We start from the raw sequence: 21459 nt of genomic DNA on the forward strand, positions 1-21459 counted from the left end.
CGAGATGGCCCACACCCACCACCTTCTGCTGTCCCTCGCGGGCCGGGTCGACGACGACCTGCTGGCCACCGCGCGCGAGCTCGTCGCCGTCGGTGAGGAGCCGCAGGCCCTCGAGCTCCTGGTCGCGACGCTGATCGCCGACCGCACCACGCTGCCCGCCGAGGTGCGCGCGCAGGTGGTGGAGCTCGCCGCCGCACGGCAGATCGCACCGTCCGCCGAGGGCCTCGCCCCCGCGGGCGAGGGGATCGCGCCCGTGTTCGGCGCGGGGCCCGTCGAGGCCTCCGCGGCGCTGTCCGAGCGGGCATCCGGGGCGTTGCCGCCCGGGTCGTCGATGCGGCTCGCGTGGCGGTACACCCCCGCGGGCGGGGCACCGGGGCCGGTGCCGCACCCGGTGCTGCTGGTGGAGCTGGGCGAGTCCACGTTCGCGCCGGAGGTGGTGTCGTACCGGTTGGGGGCGCACCTGGGGCGCGGTGGGTCGCCGGTGTCGGTGGAGGCCTACGTGGCCTCTGACGACCTGCCCGCCTACCAGCGGGCCGCCCTCGCCGCGGCGGGGGTGAAACCCAGCCCGGTCCCGCGGATTCGGCAGGACGAGACGAGCCCGTCCGCGCCGGTGGGCGGAGTCGAGCCCAGGCCGATCCACGCTTCTGGGCAGGCGTTCGAGTCGGCGCAGGAGCTCGAGTCCGCCCAGACGACGCCCGCCGGGCTGGCGACGGTCGGGGTGGACGGATCGCACGATGCCGGGTCGGAGAACGGGACCGCGGCGGTCGACCGGCCCCGCGGCCCGGGCTCGGGGCTGGTCCCCGGGCAGCACCACGCCGCTGCCACCGAGGGTTCCGCGCCGGTGGTCGACCCCGGATCCGCCCGCCCGAGCTCCGCCCCGGAGCCGACGGCGGGGCCCGCCGTGTCCACCGAGCCCGAGTCCGGTAAGCCCGAGCACCGTCGTCCCGAGCGCCCGTCCGAGGCGGTCGGGATACCCGGGTCCGAACCGAGGGGACCCGTACCCGCGCCACCGCACGGCCCCGCGGGGGGACCCTCGCGACCGGCTCCGTCCCCGCGGCCCGTCATGCCGGCACTCGGGACCCCGGTGGCGCACGGCGAGCCCGTCGCGGGCCGTCCGCTGCGTCCGATGCCCTCCCCCGCCCGCGCGGAGTCCGGGCTGCCGGGCGCGGGCCACGCCGCGCCCGGATCGGCGGAGGCACCCACCTCGCCGCAGGGCAGGCGCCGATCGGGTCGGTCGCTCAGCGTCGTCCCGCCCGTGCCCGGCCAGGAGCAGGCATCCGGTCCCCGCCCGGCGCCGGTGACCCGCCCGACGCCCGTCGTGCCGCCTGCGGCCCGGCCCGCCCCGGTCCGTCCGTGGGAGGCCGCCACCGCGGACGCCGACACACCCGTCCTGGCCTCGATGCACGACCCCCTCAGCGGACCCCTCAGCCAGCCCCTGCTCGACGCGCAGCTGGACCGTGCCGACACCGGCCCGATCGCCGTCGTCGAGACCGACCGCGCCCCGGCCGCGCGCGAGGACGCCACCGAGGAGCGGGCCGCCGACACCGCCGCGCTCCCGGCCGGGCCCGAGGCTTCCTCCTCCGCGCCGCCGCCCCCGCACGCCGACCCGCGGTCCGACGTGGCGACGACGGCACCCGCGATGGCGCAGGTCACCCCCGCGATCCCCGATGCGGACATCGAGCGGGGAGAGCCCGAGCCGTCGTCGGACGACCCCACCGCGAACGTGTCCGGGGAGGACGCCGTCGCGTCGTCGGCCACCGTGGACGCACCGACCGACGCCGAGCCGGAGAGCACGGACTCCACCACACCGGTCACCACTCTCCGCGCACCGGACCAGGCATGGACGCGGGACTGGGCCTCGGGGGCCTGGGCCATGCCTGCCGGCGGTGTCGGCACCCGGCCGGAGCACGCCTCGGGCTCGCCGGGCGAGGCGCCCGACGCCCCCGCCGCGGTCGAGGACGACCCCTTCGCCGCCGACTTCCCGGCCCGCCTAGGCGATCTCCTCTCGGAGTGGCGCCCGGCGTCGGACACCGAACCTGCGGCGGACCTCGGCGAGCCTCATCAGGGCCCCGGGGACGAGCACGAGCCGTCCGACGCGGACGAGCCCTCTGCGCCTGCGGTTCCCGAGGCCTCGGACCCGACGGAGCGCGAGTCCCAGGCGTCCGCGCCGGAGACGCACGAGGACCGCGTCGCCGCGCGGATCGGGGACCCGTCCTCCGACATCTCGGTCGAGCCCGAGGAGACGCCGGTCCAGGCGGAGGTGCCGCCCACCGCCGGGCTCGTCGACGAGCCCGGCGCCTCGACGCTGCTCGCTCCCGAGGACGACGCGGACACCACGCCTGCCGAGGCGCTCGGGTCGCCGGGAACCGCGGACGACGAACCCCGCGTCGACGGCCCCGCGGAGGATCCGGCCGCGCTGCTCGGCGGGCTCGCCCCAGGTCGCCCGCGGGAAGGGGGCCGTCGACGGCGTGCCGAGCCGGACGAGACGGCGACGGACGGGCACGAGGACCGGATGCCCGGGCCCGGGCGGTCCGAGCCGGGGCCGTCGATCACCGAGGACCGGACCCACCCCGCCGCGGACGGGGAGCACGCGGATCCCGACCCGAGCGTCGCGGCCGACGACCCGCCGACCGGCCGTCGGGCGGCGGTGGACGGCGCCCCGACGGTCCGCCCCGTTGTCGGCGGTCGACGCCGCTCCCGGCACCGCCCGGACGAGCCCGGGCAGGACCCGTGGAGCTTCGCCTCCGAGCTGCCCCGCCCGTCCGGGGAGGACGGCCTCCCCTCGCCCCGCCCGGTCCCCCGCACGATCCCGCGTGTGCGGCGCGCCTCCGCGGAGGACGGCCCCGGCGGTCTGTTCGGCCCCGGCGAGGTGCCGCCCGCCCGTCCGGACGGGCCCTTCGGCATGGGGCCCCGCCCCGGGAACCCGGCGCCGGACGACGGGCCCGCCGGACAGCCGGATGTCTCCTCCCCCGAGGCGGTGTCCTCGCTGTCGAACCGGGAGCAGGAGCTCCTCCGGAGGCTGCACGAGGAACTGGCGGTCCGCGAGGACCTCCCGGACCGCCGCCGCAACGGCTCCTAGACCCGCGCCTCCACCTCGGCCAGCACCCGCTGCACGTGCAGGCTGCGGGCGGCCGAGTAGGGGCCGTCGAGACGGCGGGCGCGGATGTCGGCGAGGAGCTCGTCGAGCATCGCGCCGTAGCCCGCGCGCGGGTCGTCCGGGCGGGAGGTGAGGCGGTGGCTGCCCACCGAGCCGTAGGCCGTCACCTCCATGACGGTCGGGTCCACCGGGATGCCGCGGGAGAGCACGAGCGTGCTGCTCGCGCCGCCGACGTGCCGCAGCCCGATCCGCCACAGGTCCGGGTCGCCGCGATGGGCGAAGTCGACGGCGACGATCTCGCCCAGCGCCGCGTCGAGCAGGTCGACGAGGTGCGGGCCGACGTCCAGCAGCGCGCCCCGCTCCGCCCGCCACCGCGAGGCCGCGTACGGCCCGCCCAGGGCCGCGCCGGACAGCCAGCGCGCGGAGGCCGTCGTCGCGGCGTCGGCGGGCCCGGAGAACCCGGCCAGGAACTCCCGGACCGGCGGGTGGAAGCGGAGGGTGAACACCGTCGTCGAGGCGACGGCGGCCGCGGCGACCGCCGCGGCCACCCGCTCCCCCGCGGGCAGCGCGTCCGCCAGCGGCTTGTCGAGGATCAGGTGCCGCCCGGCCTCCGCCGCCTCCACGGCCAGCACCCCCTGCACCGACGGCGGCACCGCGAGCGCGACGGCGTCCACCTCCGCGAGCAGTGCGGCGAAGGTCGGGAAGGCGGTGGTCCCGTGCGCGTCGGCGAGGTCCGTCGGCCGCCGGGTCCACACCCCCGCGAAGTCGACGCCGGCGTGCGCGGCCAGCGCCGGTGCATGCACCGTGCGCGCCCACGGTCCCGCTCCGACCAGCCCGACGCGCAGTGCATCCACCGGCTCATCCTGCCCCGGTGGCGTGCTTCACCCTCACACCCCCACGGTGACGACGTAGGGTCCGAGCGTGAGTGTCGACGCCGACAAGCCGATCAGATCGGCCGCCACCGTCCTGTTGCTGCGGGACGACCCGGCCCCGCCCGCCGGCGTCGCGCCCCTGCAGGTCTTCCTGCAACGCCGGGTCAGGCAGATGGCCTTCGCGGGCGGGATGACCGTGTTCCCCGGGGGTAGCGTCGATCCGTCGGACGTCCCGGACACCGAGCGGTGGGCGGGCCCGGACCCCGCGGAGTGGGCGCAGCGGTTCGGCGTGACGCCGGAGGTGGCCGGTCAGGCGGTGTCCGCGGCCGTCCGGGAGGTGTTCGAGGAGTCCGGCGTGCTGCTCGCCGGGCCGCCCGGGGGCCAGCCCGGCTCGCTCACGGCGCAGGCCCCGCTGTGGCGCAAGCAGCTCACGGACCACTCGGTCTCGCTCACCGAGATCCTGGTCGAATCCGGGTACGTGCTGCGCTCCGACCTGCTCGCGCCCTGGGCGCACTGGGTCACCCCGCCGCACGAGCCGCGCCGCTACGACACGATGTTCTTCGTCGCCGCGCTGCCCGCGGGCCAGGCTGCGGACGCCCACACCACCGAGGCCGTCGAGGCCGACTGGTGGCACCCGTCGACCGCGCTCGCCGCCTTCGACGCGGGCGAGATGACCCTGATGCCGCCCACGCTGCTCTCGTTGCGGGACCTCAGCACGTTCGAGACGACCGCCGAGGTCCAGGCCTCCTGCGGCGCCCGCGACCTCACCGCCATCCACCCGCGCTTCCGGGACGAGGACGGGCGCACGCACGTGATACTGCCGGACGGCTCGACGCACCCGATCACCCGGGCGGCGTCGTGACGCCTGCGTACGGCGTCCTGCGCGAGGTCCATCCCGTCGTCTCGGTGCTGCTGCAGGAGAACCCGGGCCCGATGACCCTGCAGGGCACCAACACCTGGGTGCTGCGGGCGCCCGGCGAGCGCGAGTGCGTGATCGTCGACCCGGGCGAGGAGGCGGACGACGCGCACCTCGAGCGGATCACCGCGCACGGACCGGTCGCGCGCATCCTGATCACCCACCGGCACCGCGACCACGCCGGGTCCGCCCGGACGCTCGCCGCGCTGACCGGGGCCCCGGTCCATGCGCTGGACCCGACCGTGGGGTCGGAGACCCTGCGGGGCGGCGAGGTGGTCGCGGCCGCCGGACTGGAGTTCCACGTCGTCGAGACGCCGGGGCACACCACGGACTCGACGTCCTTCCTGGTCCACGGCGCGGACGGGCCGCCGCCGCTGCTCGCGGGGGACATGATCCTCGGCCACGGCACCACAGTGATCGCCCATCCGGACGGCGCGCTGGCGCCCTACCTGTCCAGCCTGGACTGGTACGCCGACCTGCCCCCCGCCACGCTGTGCCTCACCGGCCACGGTCCCGAGCTGCCGGACGCCGCGGAGATCGCCCGGCACTACCGCACCCACCGCCACCAGCGGCTCGAGCAGGTCCGCGAGGCGCTGCGGACCCTGCCCGAGGGCGCGACCCCGCGCCAGGTCGTCGAGACGGTGTACGCGGACGTCGACCAGACGCTCTGGGACGCCGCCGAGCTGTCAGTGAAGGCTCAGCTGGACTACATCCGGGGGTGACTCGATCGTGCGGCGGCGCAGCCACAGCACGATCCCGACCAGCACCCCGGCGAACCCGCCGACGGCGAAGGCGCCCGAGGCACCCCACGCCTCCACGACCGTGCCGGCGAGGGACTGCCCCACCGCGGCGCCGACCGTGATCGCGGTGACCACCCAGCCGAAGGCCTCGGTGGCGGTCCCCGGCTCCGCGACGGCGTCCACGACCAGGGACTGCCCGGTCGTCTGCGGCGTGATCAGCCCGCCCGCCAGCAGCATCGCGACGATCAGCAGCGGCAACGACGACGCCGTGGCCCACATGAGCAGGACCAGCACCCCGAACCCGGTGACCAGCACCGGCATCCGCAGGTGCAGGGCTCGGGGCCAGGGCCGCATCCCGTACAGCACGCCGACCAGCACGGACGTGACCGACCACGCGGACAGCAGCGCCCCGCCGAGCCACGGCTCACCGTGCTGGGTGGCCACCGCGGGCACGCCGAGCTCGACCGCCCCGACGACCAGGCCGAACCCGAGACCGGTGAGGGCGGCGGTGCGGATCCCGGGCGTGCCGATCGCGCCGAGCAGGGTGGGACGCCCGGCGGGCCGCATGGGCGGGGTGGCCCGCACGGCCGCCGTCAGGGCGAACCCGACGGCACCGACGACCGTCGCCAGCACGGCCACCGCGGTGCCCGTCCCCGGCCACGGACCGGAGGCCAGCAGCGCGGCCAGCCCGGGGCCGAGGATGAAGAACACCTCGAGGCTGATCGCCTCGTAGCTCAGCGCGGCCTCACGCAACCGCCCGGAGGGCACGAGGCGTTCCCAGAGCGCCCGGGTGGCGGCGGGCATCGCGGGCATGACGAGCCCGCTGAAGAACGCCAGCCCGACGATCAGCGGCAACGGCGCGCCGCTCTCGATCCCCGCGACCAGGGCCGCCGCAGCCACGGTGAACAGCGTGGACACGACGAGCAGGACGCCCGACGGACCGCGCCGGTCCATCAGCCTGCCCTGCGCCACCGACCCGATCGCGGCCCCGACCAACGATCCCGCCGACACCAGACCCGCCGTGGCGAACGAGCCCTCGACACGCTGCACGTAGAGCAGCGTGGCGAAGCTGTACATGGCGATCGGCAGGCGGCCGATGCCGGAGAAGACCACGGGCAGCGTGGCGCCGGGCACGGTCAGTGCGGAGCGGTAGTCGGCGAGCGAAACGGACACGCCGACCAGGATCGCACAGTCTGGTACGCCCGTACCAGTTTATTCGGGGAGACCCGGCTTACCGTGCGCGGCGGGCGAGCCGCTCGGGCTCCAGGATCAGCACGCTCTTGCCCTCCAGCCGCAGCCAGCCACGGTGGGCGAAGTCCGCCAGCGCCTTGTTCACGGTCTCCCGGGAGGCACCCACGAGCTGGGCGATCTCCTCCTGGGTGAGGTCGTGGGTGACCCGCAGCAGCCCGGACTCCTGGGAGCCGAACTGGCGCGCGAGCTGCAGCAGCGACTTGGCGACCCGGCCGGGGACGTCGGTGAAGATCAGGTCCGCGAGCATGTTGTTGGTCCGGCGCAGCCTGCGCGCCAGCACCCGCAGCAGCTGCTCCGCGATCTCGGGGCGCTTGCCGATCCACTCGCGCAGCGCGGCGCGGTCCATGCTGAACGCCCGCACCTCGGTGACGGTGGTGGCCGACGACGTGCGCGGGCCCGGGTCGAAGATGGACAGCTCACCGAACATGTCGGAGGGACCGGCCACCATCAGCAGGTTCTCCCGGCCGTCGGGGGACTTCCGGCCGATCTTCACCTTGCCGCTCGCGATGATGTAGAGCCGGTCGCCCGGCTCCCCCTCGCTGAAGATGACGTGCCCACGCGGGAAGTCGACGGGCTCCAGGGCCTGGGCAAGCACCTCGGCGGCGTGCGGCTCCACACCCTGGAAGATCCCAGCCCGAATCAGAACATCGTCCACAACACCTGCTCCTCGTCCACATCCCTCGCGGCGTCAGCGGGGATCATCGGCGCGCCAGTCTAGGGGGTCGATCCGCACAGTGTGACGCGAACATCATGCTCGAACGGAGCATTCGAGGTGCGGGGACGACCCTTCGGGCCCCCCACCCGGACGACCTGCGCAGGCCGAACGGGGTATTACGAGGACACCTTACTCCGCCGGGCGGAACGCCTCCCGCCCCGGTTGCGCAGCCGGAACAGCTCGAGGGCGCGACCCGTGCCCTGTCGGAACAACGCCCGCACCTCGTCCGGCCGGGGCCGTTCGAGCAGCTCGTCCAGCTCGTCCTGACGCAGCGTGGACTCCCGCAGCCGGGACTCGACGCGCTCCATGCCCAGCGCGAAGAACATCACCAGAAGCGGTACGAGAACAGCCAGCCACGCAGTCATATCGGGGTCGATGATGGCCTACCCGCGGCCCGCGGGTGGCACCGGGGTCCCGGCGTGTCGCAATCGTGATCGAGTGAGGTCCGCAGCCGGCTGCTCACTCTCCGTGGGTACCTCTCGGGTCGTCGGTGGCCGGACGTAGTCTCGCGGGCGTGACCACCACACTCCGGCGCCCCACGAGCCGCGAGGTCGCGAAGCTGTCCGCGCGGATCGCCGCCGGGGAGAGCAGCATCGGCCGCGCGCGCCGGGTCGGGCGCATCCTGCGGTCCCTCGCCGTCGCCTACCCCGAGGCGCACTGCGAGCTGGACTTCACGACCCCGCTCGAGCTCGCCGTCGCCACCATCCTGTCCGCGCAGTCCACGGACAAGAAGGTCAACGAGATCAGCCCGCCGCTGTTCGCCCGCTACCGCACCGCGGCGGACTACGCCGGGGCGGACCGCACGGAGCTGGAGGAGTACGTCCGCCAGACGGGCTTCTACCGCAACAAGGCGAACGCGCTGATGGGCCTGGGCGCAGCCCTGGTCGAGCGGTTCGGCGGCGAGGTCCCCGGCAACCTGGACGATCTCGTCACGCTGCCCGGAATCGGCCGGAAGACGGCCAACGTCATCCTGGGGAACGCGTTCGGCGTCCCCGGCATCACGGTGGACACCCACTTCGGGCGGCTGGTCCGGCGGTGGGGCTGGACCACCGAGGAGGACCCGGTCAAGGTCGAGCACGAGGTCGGGGCCCTGATCCCCAAGCGGGACTGGACGATGGCCTCGCACTACGTGATCTTCCACGGCCGCCGGGTCTGCCACGCCAAGAAGCCGGCTTGCGGGGCGTGCACGCTGGCGATGGAGTGCCCGTCGTTCGGGCTCGGCCCGGAGGACCCGGTCGCGGCGGCCAAGCTGGTCAAGGGTCCGGAGGCGCCGCACCTGCTCGCGTTGGCGGGGCTGGGCGAGGAGTGAGCGCACCGGATCCGGGTCGGGCGGGGCCGAGCGCGTGAGGGAGACCCTGCGGGGGCGGCGCGCGGAGATCGTCAGCTCGCTCGTGGTGCTGGTGCTCGTCGTCGTCGGCGTCGTCGCGCTGTGGCCGCGGGATTCGGCGCCCCGCGAACCCTCGCCCGCGCCGCCCACGGTCGCGGCGGACCTCGCCGGGCTCCGTGCGGCGGCCGCCCTGCCGCCCTGTCCGGCGGGACCCGGGCCCGCCGCGGGTCCGCTGGCCGGGCTGACGGTGCCGTGCCTGGGGGACGGCACCCCCGCGGACGTCGGCGCCGGGCTGGCGGGCGCGCCCGCGCTGGTCAACGTCTGGGCCTCGTGGTGCTTCCCCTGCCGCGCGGAGCTGCCCGCGCTCGCCGAGTACGCGGCACGCCCCGGCGCCGTCCCGGTCCTGCTGGTGGACATCCAGGACACCGATGCCGCCGCGCTGCGGATGCTCGCCGAGCTCGGCGTGCGGCTGCCCTCGGTCACCGATCCGGACGGGGCGGTCCGCGCCGCCCTCCAGGTCCCGCCCGCGATCCCGGCCAGCTACGTCGTCCGGGCGGACGGCTCGGTCGCCCGGGTCGACCCGCCGGTCCCGTTCGCGTCGGCGGACGAGGTGGCCGCCGCCGTCGGGCGGTCGGTCGGATGAGCGAGGTCCTGCGCCCCGACGCGGCGCCGCCGTTCCTCGAGGCCCTGTTGGAGGGCGTCTCGCGCGCGACGACCGGCGAGCTGAGCGGGCACCGGATGGCGCCCCCGCCGGACGCGACCCGCCGCGCCGCCGTGCTGATGCTGTTCGCCGAGCGGGGGGCCGGCCCGGAGGTGCTGCTCGTCGAGCGGGCGTCCACCCTGCGCAACCACGCGGGCCAGGTCGCGTTCCCCGGCGGCCGCCTGGACCCGGGCGACACCGGGCCGGTCGGCGCCGCGCTGCGCGAGGCGGAGGAGGAGACCGGGCTCGATCCCGCGGGCGTCGTGCCGCTGGCGCTGCTGCCCGAGCTGTTCATCCCGCCGTCGGGGTTCGTGGTCACGCCGGTGCTCGCGCACTGGGCGCGCCCGACCCCGGTCCGGGCCGTCGACAAGGCCGAGACCGCGCAGGTCCTGCGCGTGCCGCTGGCGGACCTCGCCGAGCCCGCCCACCGCATCACCACGGTGCACCCGAGCGGGCACCGCGGCGCGGCGTTCCTGGTGGCGGGGGTGCTCGTGTGGGGCTTCACCGGGGGCCTATTGTCCGCCCTGTTGGATCGTGGGGGATGGACACGACCCTGGGCCGAGGACCGCGTCCTCGAGCTGGGCGCGGCCTGGGCGGCCGCCCGGTCGGGGGACACCGGGCAGGAGGCCTCGGGCACGTGAGGGCGGGTTCAGTGGACGAGCGGCACGGCGCGGAGCGCGGCCGATGAGCTGGGTGGACGTCGTCGTGGTCGTCCTGGCCCTGGTCGCGGCCGTGTCCGGCTGGCGGCACGGGCTGGCGGTGGCGCTGCTGTCGTTCGTCGGAGTGCTGGGCGGCGCGATCCTCGGGGTGCGGCTCGCCCCGCTGCTCGTGGGCGGCATCCAGGCGCCCACCACCCGGATCATCGTGAGCATCGTCGTCGTGGTGCTGCTGGTGGCGCTCGGGGAGACGATCGGGGTGTTCTTCGGCCGCAAGATCCGGGACCGGATCCGCGGCGAGAGCGTGCTGACCATCGACTCCACGCTCGGCGCGGTCGTGCAGGCGATCACGGTCGTGGTGGCCGCGTGGCTGGTGGCGCTGCCGCTGGCGTCGGCGAGCTTCCCGGGGCTGGCGGCCAGCGTGCGCAGCTCCCAGGTGCTCAAGGGCGTGGACTCCGTGATGCCCGAGCAGGCCCGGACGCTGCCCGCCGAGCTGCGCACCCTGCTGGACCGCTCCGGCTTCCCGGACGTGCTCAGCCCGTTCCAGGCCACCCCGATCCAGCAGGTCGGCCCGCCGGACCCGGCGCTGCTCAACCTGCCGATCGTCGCGGAGGTGCGGGACCGGGTGCTCAAGGTGCACGGCCGCGCTCCGTCGTGTCAGCGGCAGCTGGAGGGCACCGGCTTCGTGGTCGCGCCGCAGCGGGTCATGACCAACGCGCACGTCGTCGCCGGGACGGACGACACCACCGTCGAGGTCCAGACCTCCCGCGGCATCCGGCAGCTGGACGCGCGGGTGGTCAGCTACGACCCCGAGGTGGACGTCGCGGTGCTCGCCGTCCCGGACCTGGACGTGGAGCCGCTGCGGTTCGCGCAGGCCCCGGCCTCGGCGGGGGACGACGCGATCATCCTCGGCTACCCCCTCGACGGGCCCTACACGATCTCGGCGGGCAAGGTGCGAGACCGCATCCAGCTCCGCGGCCCGGACATCTACGACGCCAACACGGTCACCCGGGACGTCTACACGGTCCGGGCGAAGGTCCAGTCCGGCAACTCCGGCGGCCCGATGATCGCGCCGGACGGCCAGGTCCTCGGCGTGGTCTTCGGCGCGGCGCTGGACGACTCCGAGACCGGCTTCGTCCTCACCGCGCCCCAGGTGGCGGCCGCACTCGCCCAGGCCCCCGCCGCGACCAGGGCCGCCGACACCGGCGTCTGCGCCGCGTGACGGGTCCTGCCGTGGCCGACGAGGTGCCCGCGGGCTTCGAGCCCATGGAGATGGCGCCGTTCATGACGTTCGTCGGCCCGCTGTACCGCGGGCCCGGGATCGGCCGCTTCGGGATGCGCGTGCTCCCCGAGCACGCGAACACCCACGGCAAGGCGCACGGCGGGTTCCTGGCCACGGTCGTGGACGTCGCCGTGTCGCGAGGCACCCGCATGAGCCTCGCCGACGGGTCCACCGTCAGCACGATCTCGATGACGCTGGACTACCTCGAGCCCGCGGACATCGGCGCGTGGCTCGAGATCGCGGCGACCGTGGACCGGGTCGGCGGGCGGACGGTCTTCACCTCGGCCCGGGTCACCGTCGGCGACCTGTGGGTCGCCAAGGCCTCGGCGATCCTCGCCCGCCACCGGCCCCGGTCCTGAGCCCTGCGGTCCGACTCGCGGGCTGGGGTGTCGGACACGCGGGCGGGGGTGGGGACTCGCGGGGCGCTCAGACCTCGCGGGTGATGGTCTGGTCGCGGCCCGGGCCGACGCCGATCGCCGAGACCGGGGCGCCCGTGAGCTCCTCGATGCGGTGGACGTAGGCCTGGGCGTTCGCCGGGAGGTCGTCGAAGGACCGGACGTGCGAGATGTCCTCGAACCAGCCCGGGAGCTCCTCGTAGACCGGGACGGCGTGGTGGACGTCCGTCTGCGTCATCGGCATGTCCTCCACCCGCTTGCCGTCCACCTCGTACGCGACGCACACCGGCACCCGCTCGAGCGAGGACAGCACGTCCAGCTTGGTGAGGAAGAAGTCCGTGATGCCGTTGACCCGCTGCGCGTAGCGGCCGATGACCGCGTCGAACCAGCCGCAGCGGCGCGGGCGGCCCGTGGTCACGCCCACCTCGCCGCCGGTCTTGCGCAGGTACTCACCCGAGGCGTCGAACAGCTCGGTCGGGAAGGGGCCGGAACCGACGCGCGTGGTGTACGCCTTGAGGATCCCGATGACCCTGTCGATCTTGTTCGGCCCGATGCCGGAGCCCACCGCGGCACCGCCTGCGGTGGGGTTCGAGCTGGTCACGTAGGGGTAGGTGCCGTGGTCGACGTCCAGCAGCGTGCCCTGCGACCCCTCGAGCAGGATCGTCTCGCCCGCCTCGAGGGCCTGGTTGAGCAGCAGCCGGGTGTCCGCGATCCGGTGCTTGAAGCCCTCGGCCTGCCGCAGGACCGTGTCGACGACCTCGACCGGGTCCAGCGCCCGCCGGTTGTAGACCTTGACCAGCACCTGGTTCTTGAAGTCGAGGGCCGCCTCGACCTTCTGGTGCAGGATCTTCTCGTCCAGCACGTCCGCCACCCGGACGCCGACGCGCGCCACCTTGTCCTGGTAGGCCGGGCCGATGCCGCGGCCCGTCGTGCCGATCTTGGACTTGCCCAGGAAGCGCTCGGTCACCTTGTCGATGGCCACGTGGTACGGCATGATCAAGTGTGCGTCCGCGCTGATCAGCAGGCCGGTGGTTTCCACGTCGCGCCTCTCGAGGCCCTCGAGCTCCTCGAGCAGCACCCCGGGGTCCACGACCACGCCGTTGCCGATCACGTTCTTGGCGCCCGGGGTCAGGATGCCGCTCGGGATGAGGTGCAGCGCGAAGTCCTGCCCGTCGGGCAGGACTACGGTGTGGCCGGCGTTGTTGCCGCCCTGGTAGCGCACCACCCACTGCACGGACCCGCCGAGCAGGTCGGTGGCCTTGCCCTTGCCCTCGTCGCCCCACTGGGCACCGATCAGCACGATCGCCGGCATGTGAAACTCCAGTCCTGGCTTGCGGCGGGAGGGTAACCGATCTAGTGGCTTCGATCGATCAGGAACTGGTGCTGTTGACCTGTGGCGACAGGCCGGTGCGCCGTTTCCCGTTCCACGGTAGCCGCCCGGCGGCGCGGCTCGGACGGGTGCCCGGCGTCCTGGCCCACGTACCCGCGGTCTCCCTGCCCGCGCGACCGGGCAGGGACGACGTCGACCCCGTGCTCAAGGAGCGCGAACCGACCCGCGTGATCGTGCACGGCGAGGACGCCGATCTGGCGTCCGTGCTGGTCAGACTATTGCGCCGGGACCGGCTGGACATCGAGGTGGCCTTCGTCCCCGCGACCCGGCGGTCCGCCGTCGCGCAGGCCTGGAACCTCCCGCGAGACGCCGCCGCGCTCGCGTTGGACGCCCCGGCGCGGCCCACCCCGTTGATCAGGGACGACTCCGGCGGCGTGCTGGTGGGCCGCGGTGTGGTCCGGGACGTCGAGGGCGAGGCCTACTGCGACGACGAGCTGGTCCTGCGGGGCCGGACCAGACAGCTCGTCGCCGTCCCCGGGCCGGACGGCGTCTCGTCCCTGCCGGGCAGGAACGTCCGTGCGGCCACCGGGCGGGCCCTGCAGATCGGTTGTGTGGAGGCGTTCGTCGAGGTCGAGGGCGTGCCGCACCCGCGACCGGTGCCCCGCTGGACCTGGTACCGGCACACCGCGGACTGGCTGTTCGTGCGCCCCTGACCTGCAGCGATGTGACTACGCAGGGTGAGCGGATATATGACCCCGCGAAACGGGGGCGAAACATGCGGGCCGTAGAACTGTCGCCATGCACCTGAGCCCTCAGGAGCGGGACAAGTTGCTCGTGCACGTCGCGGCCGACGTCGCCCGCGCCCGTCAGTCCCGTGGCCTGCGCCTGAACTACCCCGAGGCCGTGGCGTTGATCACCGATCACGTCGTGGAGGGCGCGCGGGACGGGCGCTCCGTCGTGGAGCTGATGAACTCCGGCCGCACCGTCCTCACCCGCGAGCAAGTGCTGGACGGCGTGCCCGAGATGATCGACTCCGTCCAGGTCGAGGCCACCTTCCCGGACGGGACGAAGCTCGTCACCGTCCACTCCCCGATCACGTGAGCGAGCGCGTGCGAGCGAACCATCGGACACAGGGCTTCCGCGAATGCGGCCGACGAGCGTCAGCGGGGAGGCGGCGGTGAGCGGCGGCAGCAGGTCCGGCGGCTGGGCGCCGGGACAGATCATCCCGGGGGACGAACCCGTGGAGCTCAACCCCGGCCGTCCCCGGACCACCCTCGTGGTGACCAACACCGCCGACCGGCCCGTGCAGGTCGGCTCGCACTACCACTTCGCGGCCGTGAACCCGGGCCTCGAGTTCGACCGCGAGGCGGCCTGGGGGACCCATCTCGACATCCCGGCGGGGACGTCGGTGCGGTTCGAGCCGGGCGTCGAGAAGGAGGTCGTGCTCGTGCCGCTGGCCGGCGCCCGCCGCGTGCCCGGCCTGCGCGCCGAGTGGGCGGGCGACCTCGACTCCAGGAGCAGCGAGTGACGAGCATCCAGCGCGGCCGCTACGCCGACCTCTTCGGCCCCACCACGGGCGACCGGATCCGGCTGGCGGACACCAACCTCCTGATCGAGGTCACCGAGGACCGCAGCCGCGGCGCCGCGTCCGGGGACGAGGTGATGTTCGGCGGCGGCAAGGTCATCCGCGAGTCGATGGGCCAGTCCACGGTGACCTCGGCCGAGGGCGCCCCGGACCTGGTCATCACCGGCGCGGTGATCCTGGACCACTGGGGCGTGGTCAAGGCGGACATCGGCATCACGGATGGCCGCATCACCGGGATCGGCAAGGCGGGCAACCCGGACACGATGGACGGCGTGGACTTCCCCATCGGCCCGTCCACCGAGGTCATCGCCGGGAACGGCAGGATCCTCACCGCGGGCGGGATCGACGTCCACGTCCACTTCATCACCCCCGGTCTCGTCGACACCGCGCTCGCCGCGGGGCTGACCACGCTGGGCGGCGGCGGGACGGGACCGGCGGACGGCACCAAGGCCACGACCGTCACGCCCGGCCCGCGCAACCTCCACCGGATGTTCCAGGCGCTCGACCACCTGCCGATCAACGTCCTGCTCATGGGCAAGGGCAACACCGTCTCCGCGGACGCGCTGTGGGAGCAGCTGCGCGCGGGCGCCGGTGGCTTCAAGCTGCACGAGGACTGGGGCACCACCCCCGCCGCGATCGACGCCTGCCTGCGGGTCTGCGAGGAATCCGGCGTCCAGGCCGCGATCCACACGGACACGCTGAACGAGGCCGGGTTCCTGGAGTCCACGCTGGCCGCGATCGCCGGGCGCTCGATCAACGCCTTCCACACCGAGGGCGCGGGCGGCGGGCACGCGCCGGACATCATCGAGGTGGTCGGGAAGGCGAACATCCTGCCGTCGTCGACCAACCCGACGCGCCCGCACACCGTCAACACGCTCGACGAGCACCTCGACATGCTGATGGTCTGCCACCACCTCAACGCCTCGGTCCCCGAGGACCTGGCGTTCGCCGAGAGCCGCATCCGGCCTACGACGATCGCGGCGGAGGACATCCTCCACGACCTGGGCGCCATCTCGATGATGAGCTCGGACAGCCAGGCGATGGGCCGCATCGGCGAGGTGATCATCCGGACGTGGCAGACCGCGCACGTGATGAAGTCCGCCCGCGGCGCCCTCCCCGGGGACGGCGCGGCCGACAACGCCCGAGCCCAGCGGTACGTCGCGAAGTACACGATCAACCCCGCGCTGGCCCACGGCATGGCCTCGCAGATCGGGTCGGTCGAGGTGGGCAAGCTGGCCGACCTGGTGCTGTGGGAGCCGAAGTTCTTCGGCGTGCGCCCGGACGTCGTGCTCAAGGGCGGGTTCATCGCCTGGTCCCAGATGGGGGACGCGAACGCCTCCATCCCGACGCCCCAGCCGGTGTTCGCGCGTCCGCAGTTCGGGGCCTCGCCGCTGGTGGCGTCGGCGACGTCGCTGAACTTCGTGGCGCCGGTCGCGCTGGAGTCCGGGTTCGGCGCGGGGCTGGCGAAGGGTGCCGTGGCCTGCGACGACACGCGCTCGGTGACCAAGGCGTCCATGCTGCACAACGACGCGACGCCTGAGGTCGAGGTGGACCCGGACAGCTTCGAGGTGCGGATCGACGGCGCGGTCGTCGAGCCCGCCCCGGTCTCGGAGCTGCCGATGGCGCAGCGGTACTTCCTGTTCTGATGGGGCTCGCTTCCCTGGTCCTCGCCGACGCCCGCTTCCCGGGCGGCGGGCACGTCCATTCCGGTGGGGTCGAGGAGGCGGTGGCGCGGGGGTTGGTGAGCGACGTGCCGACCCTGGAGTCCTTCCTGCGGGGCCGCCTGCAGACCGCGGGCCTGATCGGGGCGGCCTTCGCGGCTGCGGCAGCGCTCGTGGCCCGTGACGCTCGGGGACCCCAAGCACCGCTCACTGACGCTTGGGGACCCCGAGCACCGGGGGTCGCCGACGCCTGTGGTCCCCAAGCACCGCTCACTGACGCTTGGGGACCCCGAGTGGCGGCGTCGTGGTCCGAGCTGGACGCCGAGCTCGACGCGCGGACGCCCTCCGAAGCCCAGCGGGAGGCCTCGCGGGCTCAGGGCCGCGGAACCCTGCGCGCCGTGCGGGCGGCCTGGCCCTCCCCCGTGCTGGACGACCTCGTCGCCGTCCACCCCCGCCCCCACCACCCCCTGCTCGTCGGGGCGGTGTGCGGGATCGCGGGCGAACCCCCGGCCGAGGCCGCCCGCTGCGTCGCCTACCTCGCGGTCTCCGGTCCCGCCTCCGCCGCGGTGCGGCTGCTCGGGCTCGATCCCTTCGCGGTCAACGCCGCGCTCGTCCGCCTCGGCCCCGCGCTCGACTCCGTCGTCGCCGGAGTCGGCACGGGCCGCGACCTCCCCGCCCCCGGCGCACCCGTCCTCGACCTGATGGCGCAGACCCATGTCCACCAGCACGACCGGATGCGACTGTTCGCCTCCTGAAGTGGAGAGACCCATGAGCGGCGACCACGATCACGGCCACGGCCACCTGATCTCCTTCGACCCCACCGAGACCGACCACGACCACCACGAGCCGACGCCCACACTCGGCCGGGCGTTCCGGATCGGCATCGGCGGCCCCGTCGGCTCGGGCAAGACGGCGCTGGTCGCGGCCCTGGCGCGCAGCCTCGGCGAGCGTGTCCGGCTCGCCGTCGTCACCAACGACATCTACACCACCGAGGACGCGGACTTCCTGCGCCGCAACGCCGTCCTGCCCGCGGACCGGGTCGAGGCCGTGCAGACCGGCTGCTGCCCGCACACCGCGATCCGGGACGACATCACCGCCAACCTGGACGCCATCGACACCCTCGAGGAGCGCTTCGGGGACCTGGAGCTCGTCCTCGTGGAGTCCGGCGGCGACAACCTGACCGCGGTGTTCTCCCGCGGCCTGGTCGACGCCCAGATCTTCGTGGTCGACGTGGCCGGCGGCGACAAGGTGCCGCGCAAGGGCGGCCCCGGCGTCACCACCGCGGACCTGCTGGTGATCAACAAGACCGACCTCGCGCCCCTGGTCGGCGCGAACATGGAGGTCATGACGGGCGACGCCGCGCGCATCCGCGGCGAGCTCCCCGTGATCACCCAGTCGCTGGTCGAGGACCCGGCGGCCACCGACGTCGGCGCGTGGGTGCTCGCACAGCTGTCCGCCCGGGTGCCGGCGTAGTGCCCACCTCTGCGGCGGTGCGCTGATGCATGCCCGGGCGATCCTGACCGTCGAGCGGGTCGGTGACCGCAGTGTGGTGCGCGAGTTGCGTTCGCAGTCCCCGCTCTCCCTCGTCCCCCGCCGGGGCACCGCGGCCGCGTACGACAGCGCGGTGACGGTCCATCTCGTCGGCTCGGCGAGCACCCCTCTCCCGGGGGACGACGTGGAGCTGGACGTGCGCGTCGACCCCGGCGCCGACCTGGTCCTGACCGGGGTGGCCGCCGCGGTCGCCCTCGCGGGCCCGAGCACCCTGACGATGCGCTTCGCGATCGACGAGGCCGCGAGCGTGCAGTACCTGCCGGAACCCACCGTGATCACCGCGCGGGCCGACCACCACACCCTGTTCCACGCGGAGCTCCACGAGTCCGCGCGGCTGCGTGCCCGCGAGGTCCTCGTCGCGGGCCGGGCGAACGAGCCCAGCGGCCGCTACCGGGGCACCACCCGGCTCACCCAGGGCCACACGCCCCTGTTGCACCAGACCCAGGACCTCGGCGATCCCGTCCTGCAGGCCTCCCCGGCCCACCTCGCGGGCCGTCGCGTGCTCGGCACCGAGGTCCTGCTCTGGGGCCCGGACGGCGAGGCCGCCGCGGGTGAGTGGTGGTCGTTGACGCCACTGGCCCGCCGCGGGAGCCTCGCCACCGCCGTCGGACCGGACGCGGTGAGCACCCAGCGGGCACTCGCCGACGCTGTCGCCGCCCACCCCGGCTGGACCCGCCAGACCCTGCACGAAAGTGCCGTTCGTGCGGACCTACCGCACGAGAGTGCCGTTCGTGCGAACGCCGAGGAGGTACCGTGACCGAGCTCGACCTGGTCTTCCGCGCCCGCCGGGTGATCACGGCGTACGGCGAGGTGGACCGCTGCGTGGGCGTCAAGGACGGCACGATCGTCGCGATCGAGCCGTACGACTACGACCTGGCCGCGGACACCGTCGTCGAGCTGGGGGAGGACGAGGTGCTGCTCCCCGGCCTCGTCGACACCCACGTGCACGTCAACGAGCCCGGCCGCACCGAGTGGGAGGGCTTCGCCTCCGCCACGGCCGCGGCCGCGCTCGGCGGGGTCACCACCCTGATCGACATGCCGCTCAACTCGATCCCGCCGACGATCGACGTCGCCGCGCTCCAGGTGAAGCGCAAGGCGGCCGAGACCCAGTCCCATGTGGACGTCGGGTTCTGGGGCGGGGCCGTGCCCGGCAACGAGGACGAGCTGCGCGGCCTGCACGACGCCGGCGTCTTCGGCTTCAAGTGCTTCCTGCTGCACTCCGGTGTGGACGAGTTCCAGCCGCTCCCGCCCGAGGACCTCGAGGGCGTCCTGTCCCGGATCGCCGCGATGGGCTCGCAGCTCATCGTGCACGCCGAGGACTCGGACGCCATCGACCGCGCCGGGGTGGGCGGGCCTCTGCGCAGTGAGCTGTACGAGAGCTTCCTCGCCTCCCGGCCGCGCGGCGCGGAGAACCTGGCCATCGCCTGGCTGCTGGAGCGCGCCCGATGGACCGGCGCCCGCGTGCACGTCCTGCACCTGTCCAGCTCCGACGCCCTGCCGATGCTGGCCAGCGCGCGCCGCGACGGGGTGCGGGTGACCGTCGAGACGTGCCCGCACTACCTGACCTTCAACGCCGAGGAGGTCCCGGACGGCGCCACCCAGTTCAAGTGCTGCCCGCCGATCCGCGAGGCGGAGAACCGCGAGATCCTCTGGCGGGGACTGACCGACGGCGTGATCGACATCGTCGTCTCCGACCACTCGCCCTGCACCGCCGATCTCAAGCACCTCGACACCGGGGACTTCGGCACGGCCTGGGGCGGGATCGCGTCCCTGCAGGTCGGGCTGCCCGCCGTGTGGTCGGGGGCGCGGGTGCGCGGGCACGCGCTCACCGACGTCGTCGAGTGGATGGCGACCGGCCCCGCGCGGCTGGCGGGCCTGCCGCACAAGGGATCCGTCGCGCTGGGCAACGACGCGGACTTCTGCGTCTTCGCCCCGGACGCCGCCTTCGTGGTCGACGCCCGGCGCCTCGCCCACCGCAACCCCGTCACCCCCTACGACGGCCGCGCGCTCTCCGGGGTGGTGCGGCAGACCTGGCTGCGGGGGTCCAGGATCGACACCACCGGCACACCCGCCGGGAAGCTGCTGCGACGAGGAGACCGATGACCCGGCCCGAGACCCCCGCCCGCCCCCGGTCCCGTGAGGCCGCCCGCCTCGACGGGCCGGACATGGACGCGGACTTCGTGAGCCTGCCGGACCTCGCGGCGCGCAGGCTCGGCGGCGCCGTGGTGGCCGCCAACGACGACTTCTTCGCCGACCGCGCCGCGCTCGTCATGCCGGGCCCGGTGCAGCCCCGCACCGAGTTCGGCTACCGCGGCAAGGTCTACGACGGCTGGGAGACCCGCCGCCGCCGCGAGCCCGGCTCCGACCACGCGATCGTCCGGCTGGGGATCCCGGGGATCGTGCGCGGCGTCGTCGTCGACACCTCGTACTTCCGCGGGAACTACCCGCCGCAGATCTCGGTCGAGGCCACGGCCCTGGAGGACTACCCGGGCGAGGCCGAACTGGCCGCCGCCGAGTGGGAGACGATCGTGCCGCTGTCGCCCGCGAAGGGCGACCGGGCGAACGTCTACGAGGTCACCAGCACCCACCGGTGGACGCACGTCCGACTGACCATCCACCCCGACGGCGGGGTCGCACGCTTCCGGGTCCACGGCGAGGCGGTGGTGGACCCGCGGCTGCTGCACGGCACCGTCGACCTGGCGGCGCAGGACCGCGGCGGGCTCGTGGTGACCTGCTCGGACATGTTCTACTCGTCGCCCGCGAACCTGCTGCTCCCCGGCCCGGCACGGACCATGGGCGAGGGCTGGGAGACCGCGCGGCGCCGGGACAGCGGCAACGACTGGGTGATCGTCAAGCTGGCGGGGCTCAGCAAGCTGCGGGACATCGAGTTCGACACCAGCCACTTCGTGGGCAACGCCCCCGGCGAGGTGCAGATCTCCGGCGCCCGGGTGGAGGGCGACATCTCGCCGGAGGCGATCGTCTCTCGACTGTGGACACCGATCGTGCACCGCCGGACCGTGCGCCCGGACACCCCGCACCGCTTCCGGGTCGGCCCCGGCGCGGGCACCGTCACCCACCTGAAGATCGACATCTTCCCGGACGGCGGGTTCGCCCGGCTGCGCGCGAACGGCGAGCTGGTCGACAGCGCCGTCGAGAAGGCGGCCGCGGCCTGGCTGGACGCCCTGCCCCCGATGCACCTGCGGGACGCCCTGACCGGCGCCGCACTGGACCCGGCCCTGATCCGCGGCGCCCTGCGCGTGGCGGGCCAGCCGGGCATGCAGTGGCCCCAGGAGCTCCTGGACGCCTTCGCCCCCCGCCGCCTCTAGACGAGTAATTCCTAACGGCGTGGCTGCCGGGGATATGGCAGGAGGGTGTTGAAGG

The 21459-nt window shown here is 74.4% G+C and carries 22 protein-coding genes; 17 read left to right on the forward strand and 5 right to left on the reverse strand.

Going from position 1 to position 21459, the window contains the following annotated elements; translation table 11 throughout:
* Positions 1-4 precede the first annotated feature (4 nt).
* Positions 5-3079, forward strand: a complete 3075-nt coding sequence (locus ABD993_RS02380; RefSeq protein WP_345412184.1) for a hypothetical protein — start codon at positions 5-7, stop codon at positions 3077-3079.
* Here ABD993_RS02380 and ABD993_RS02385 read toward each other — a convergent pair.
* The gene (locus ABD993_RS02385; RefSeq protein WP_345412186.1) at positions 3076-3951 is read right to left on the reverse strand and encodes a Gfo/Idh/MocA family protein; all 876 of its coding nucleotides are present in this window, start codon (positions 3949-3951) and stop codon (positions 3076-3078) included. The two genes, ABD993_RS02380 and ABD993_RS02385, sit on opposite strands and share 4 nt — an antisense overlap.
* 67 nt (positions 3952-4018) lie before the next feature.
* Between ABD993_RS02385 and ABD993_RS02390 the strand changes: the two genes are divergently transcribed.
* On the forward strand, positions 4019-4831 hold the full coding sequence (locus tag ABD993_RS02390) for an NUDIX hydrolase (protein ID WP_345412188.1): 813 nt from the start codon (positions 4019-4021) through the stop codon (positions 4829-4831).
* A complete protein-coding gene (locus tag ABD993_RS02395; protein ID WP_345412190.1) occupies positions 4828-5607 on the forward strand; it encodes an MBL fold metallo-hydrolase in 780 nt (259 codons plus the stop codon). The genes ABD993_RS02390 and ABD993_RS02395 overlap by 4 nt, the downstream gene beginning before the upstream one ends.
* Here ABD993_RS02395 and ABD993_RS02400 read toward each other — a convergent pair.
* The 3 genes from ABD993_RS02400 to ABD993_RS02410 all read right to left on the reverse strand — a co-directional run bounded on the left by ABD993_RS02400 (position 5572) and on the right by ABD993_RS02410 (position 7956).
* A complete protein-coding gene (locus ABD993_RS02400) occupies positions 5572-6798 on the reverse strand; it encodes an MFS transporter (RefSeq protein ID WP_345412192.1) in 1227 nt (408 codons plus the stop codon). The genes ABD993_RS02395 and ABD993_RS02400 overlap by 36 nt on opposite strands.
* A 58-nt stretch (positions 6799-6856) precedes the next feature.
* Positions 6857-7531, reverse strand: a complete 675-nt coding sequence (locus ABD993_RS02405) for a Crp/Fnr family transcriptional regulator (protein WP_344418336.1) — start codon at positions 7529-7531, stop codon at positions 6857-6859.
* 176 nt (positions 7532-7707) lie between these two features.
* Positions 7708-7956, reverse strand: a complete 249-nt coding sequence (locus tag ABD993_RS02410) for a hypothetical protein (RefSeq protein WP_345412194.1) — start codon at positions 7954-7956, stop codon at positions 7708-7710.
* A 149-nt stretch (positions 7957-8105) separates the two neighbouring features.
* Between ABD993_RS02410 and nth the strand changes: the two genes are divergently transcribed.
* From nth to ABD993_RS02435, 5 genes are read left to right on the forward strand one after another with little or no spacing between them, the layout of a single operon-like run.
* Positions 8106-8900: an endonuclease III gene (gene nth / locus ABD993_RS02415; protein WP_425568880.1), complete on the forward strand. Its 795-nt coding sequence runs from the start codon at positions 8106-8108 to the stop codon at positions 8898-8900.
* A 34-nt stretch (positions 8901-8934) separates the two neighbouring features.
* A complete protein-coding gene (locus ABD993_RS02420; protein ID WP_345412196.1) occupies positions 8935-9561 on the forward strand; it encodes a TlpA family protein disulfide reductase in 627 nt (208 codons plus the stop codon).
* On the forward strand, positions 9558-10259 hold the full coding sequence (locus ABD993_RS02425) for an NUDIX hydrolase (RefSeq protein ID WP_345412198.1): 702 nt from the start codon (positions 9558-9560) through the stop codon (positions 10257-10259). The genes ABD993_RS02420 and ABD993_RS02425 overlap by 4 nt, the downstream gene beginning before the upstream one ends.
* A gap of 43 nt (positions 10260-10302) precedes the next feature.
* Complete coding sequence (locus ABD993_RS02430; RefSeq protein ID WP_345412199.1) at positions 10303-11496, forward strand: MarP family serine protease; 1194 nt, start codon at positions 10303-10305, stop codon at positions 11494-11496.
* 11 nt (positions 11497-11507) lie between these two features.
* Complete coding sequence (locus ABD993_RS02435; RefSeq protein ID WP_345412201.1) at positions 11508-11915, forward strand: PaaI family thioesterase; 408 nt, start codon at positions 11508-11510, stop codon at positions 11913-11915.
* Positions 11916-11982: 67 nt separating this feature from the next.
* On the opposite strand, the gene ABD993_RS02440 is transcribed toward ABD993_RS02435, so the two are convergent.
* The gene (locus ABD993_RS02440; protein WP_345412203.1) at positions 11983-13263 is read right to left on the reverse strand and encodes an adenylosuccinate synthase; all 1281 of its coding nucleotides are present in this window, start codon (positions 13261-13263) and stop codon (positions 11983-11985) included.
* Positions 13264-13409: 146 nt separating this feature from the next.
* Between ABD993_RS02440 and ABD993_RS02445 the strand changes: the two genes are divergently transcribed.
* From ABD993_RS02445 to alc, 9 genes are all read left to right on the forward strand, one after another.
* Complete coding sequence (locus tag ABD993_RS02445; RefSeq protein ID WP_345412204.1) at positions 13410-13994, forward strand: hypothetical protein; 585 nt, start codon at positions 13410-13412, stop codon at positions 13992-13994.
* An 85-nt stretch (positions 13995-14079) separates the two neighbouring features.
* A complete protein-coding gene (locus ABD993_RS02450) occupies positions 14080-14382 on the forward strand; it encodes an urease subunit gamma (RefSeq protein ID WP_345412206.1) in 303 nt (100 codons plus the stop codon).
* A 76-nt stretch (positions 14383-14458) separates the two neighbouring features.
* On the forward strand, positions 14459-14809 hold the full coding sequence (locus ABD993_RS02455; RefSeq protein ID WP_345412207.1) for an urease subunit beta: 351 nt from the start codon (positions 14459-14461) through the stop codon (positions 14807-14809).
* Positions 14806-16512: an urease subunit alpha gene (locus ABD993_RS02460; RefSeq protein WP_345412208.1), complete on the forward strand. Its 1707-nt coding sequence runs from the start codon at positions 14806-14808 to the stop codon at positions 16510-16512. The genes ABD993_RS02455 and ABD993_RS02460 overlap by 4 nt, the downstream gene beginning before the upstream one ends.
* Entirely contained in the window at positions 16512-17282 is a 771-nt protein-coding gene (locus tag ABD993_RS02465; RefSeq protein WP_345412209.1) for an urease accessory protein UreF, read from the forward strand. Before ABD993_RS02460 ends, ABD993_RS02465 begins: the two co-directional genes overlap by 1 nt.
* 13 nt (positions 17283-17295) lie before the next feature.
* A complete protein-coding gene (gene ureG, locus ABD993_RS02470) occupies positions 17296-18000 on the forward strand; it encodes an urease accessory protein UreG (RefSeq protein WP_345412211.1) in 705 nt (234 codons plus the stop codon).
* A 25-nt stretch (positions 18001-18025) separates the two neighbouring features.
* Entirely contained in the window at positions 18026-18835 is an 810-nt protein-coding gene (locus ABD993_RS02475; protein WP_345412212.1) for an urease accessory protein UreD, read from the forward strand.
* A complete protein-coding gene (allB, locus tag ABD993_RS02480; RefSeq protein ID WP_345412214.1) occupies positions 18832-20181 on the forward strand; it encodes an allantoinase AllB in 1350 nt (449 codons plus the stop codon). The genes ABD993_RS02475 and allB overlap by 4 nt, the downstream gene beginning before the upstream one ends.
* Positions 20178-21404, forward strand: a complete 1227-nt coding sequence (gene alc, locus ABD993_RS02485; RefSeq protein WP_345412215.1) for an allantoicase — start codon at positions 20178-20180, stop codon at positions 21402-21404. Before allB ends, alc begins: the two co-directional genes overlap by 4 nt.
* The last annotated feature ends 55 nt before the right edge of the window (positions 21405-21459 follow it).

It is taken from the genome of Pseudonocardia xishanensis, assembly GCF_039541715.1.
Lineage (GTDB): Bacteria > Actinomycetota > Actinomycetes > Mycobacteriales > Pseudonocardiaceae > Pseudonocardia > Pseudonocardia xishanensis.

What these genes read in the sequence shown, in the direction of transcription:
- ABD993_RS02380 (WP_345412184.1), top strand. Translation starts at nt 5, where the DNA reads ATGGCCCACACCCACCACCTTCTGCTGTCCCTCGCGGGCCGGGTCGAC.
- ABD993_RS02410 (WP_345412194.1), bottom strand. Translation starts at nt 7,956, where the DNA reads ATGACTGCGTGGCTGGCTGTTCTCGTACCGCTTCTGGTGATGTTCTTC.
- ABD993_RS02425 (WP_345412198.1), top strand. Translation starts at nt 9,558, where the DNA reads ATGAGCGAGGTCCTGCGCCCCGACGCGGCGCCGCCGTTCCTCGAGGCC.
- ABD993_RS02430 (WP_345412199.1), top strand. Translation starts at nt 10,303, where the DNA reads ATGAGCTGGGTGGACGTCGTCGTGGTCGTCCTGGCCCTGGTCGCGGCC.
- ABD993_RS02440 (WP_345412203.1), bottom strand. Translation starts at nt 13,263, where the DNA reads ATGCCGGCGATCGTGCTGATCGGTGCCCAGTGGGGCGACGAGGGCAAG.
- ABD993_RS02450 (WP_345412206.1), top strand. Translation starts at nt 14,080, where the DNA reads ATGCACCTGAGCCCTCAGGAGCGGGACAAGTTGCTCGTGCACGTCGCG.
- ABD993_RS02465 (WP_345412209.1), top strand. Translation starts at nt 16,512, where the DNA reads ATGGGGCTCGCTTCCCTGGTCCTCGCCGACGCCCGCTTCCCGGGCGGC.
- ureG (WP_345412211.1), top strand. Translation starts at nt 17,296, where the DNA reads ATGAGCGGCGACCACGATCACGGCCACGGCCACCTGATCTCCTTCGAC.
- ABD993_RS02475 (WP_345412212.1), top strand. Translation starts at nt 18,026, where the DNA reads ATGCATGCCCGGGCGATCCTGACCGTCGAGCGGGTCGGTGACCGCAGT.
- alc (WP_345412215.1), top strand. Translation starts at nt 20,178, where the DNA reads ATGACCCGGCCCGAGACCCCCGCCCGCCCCCGGTCCCGTGAGGCCGCC.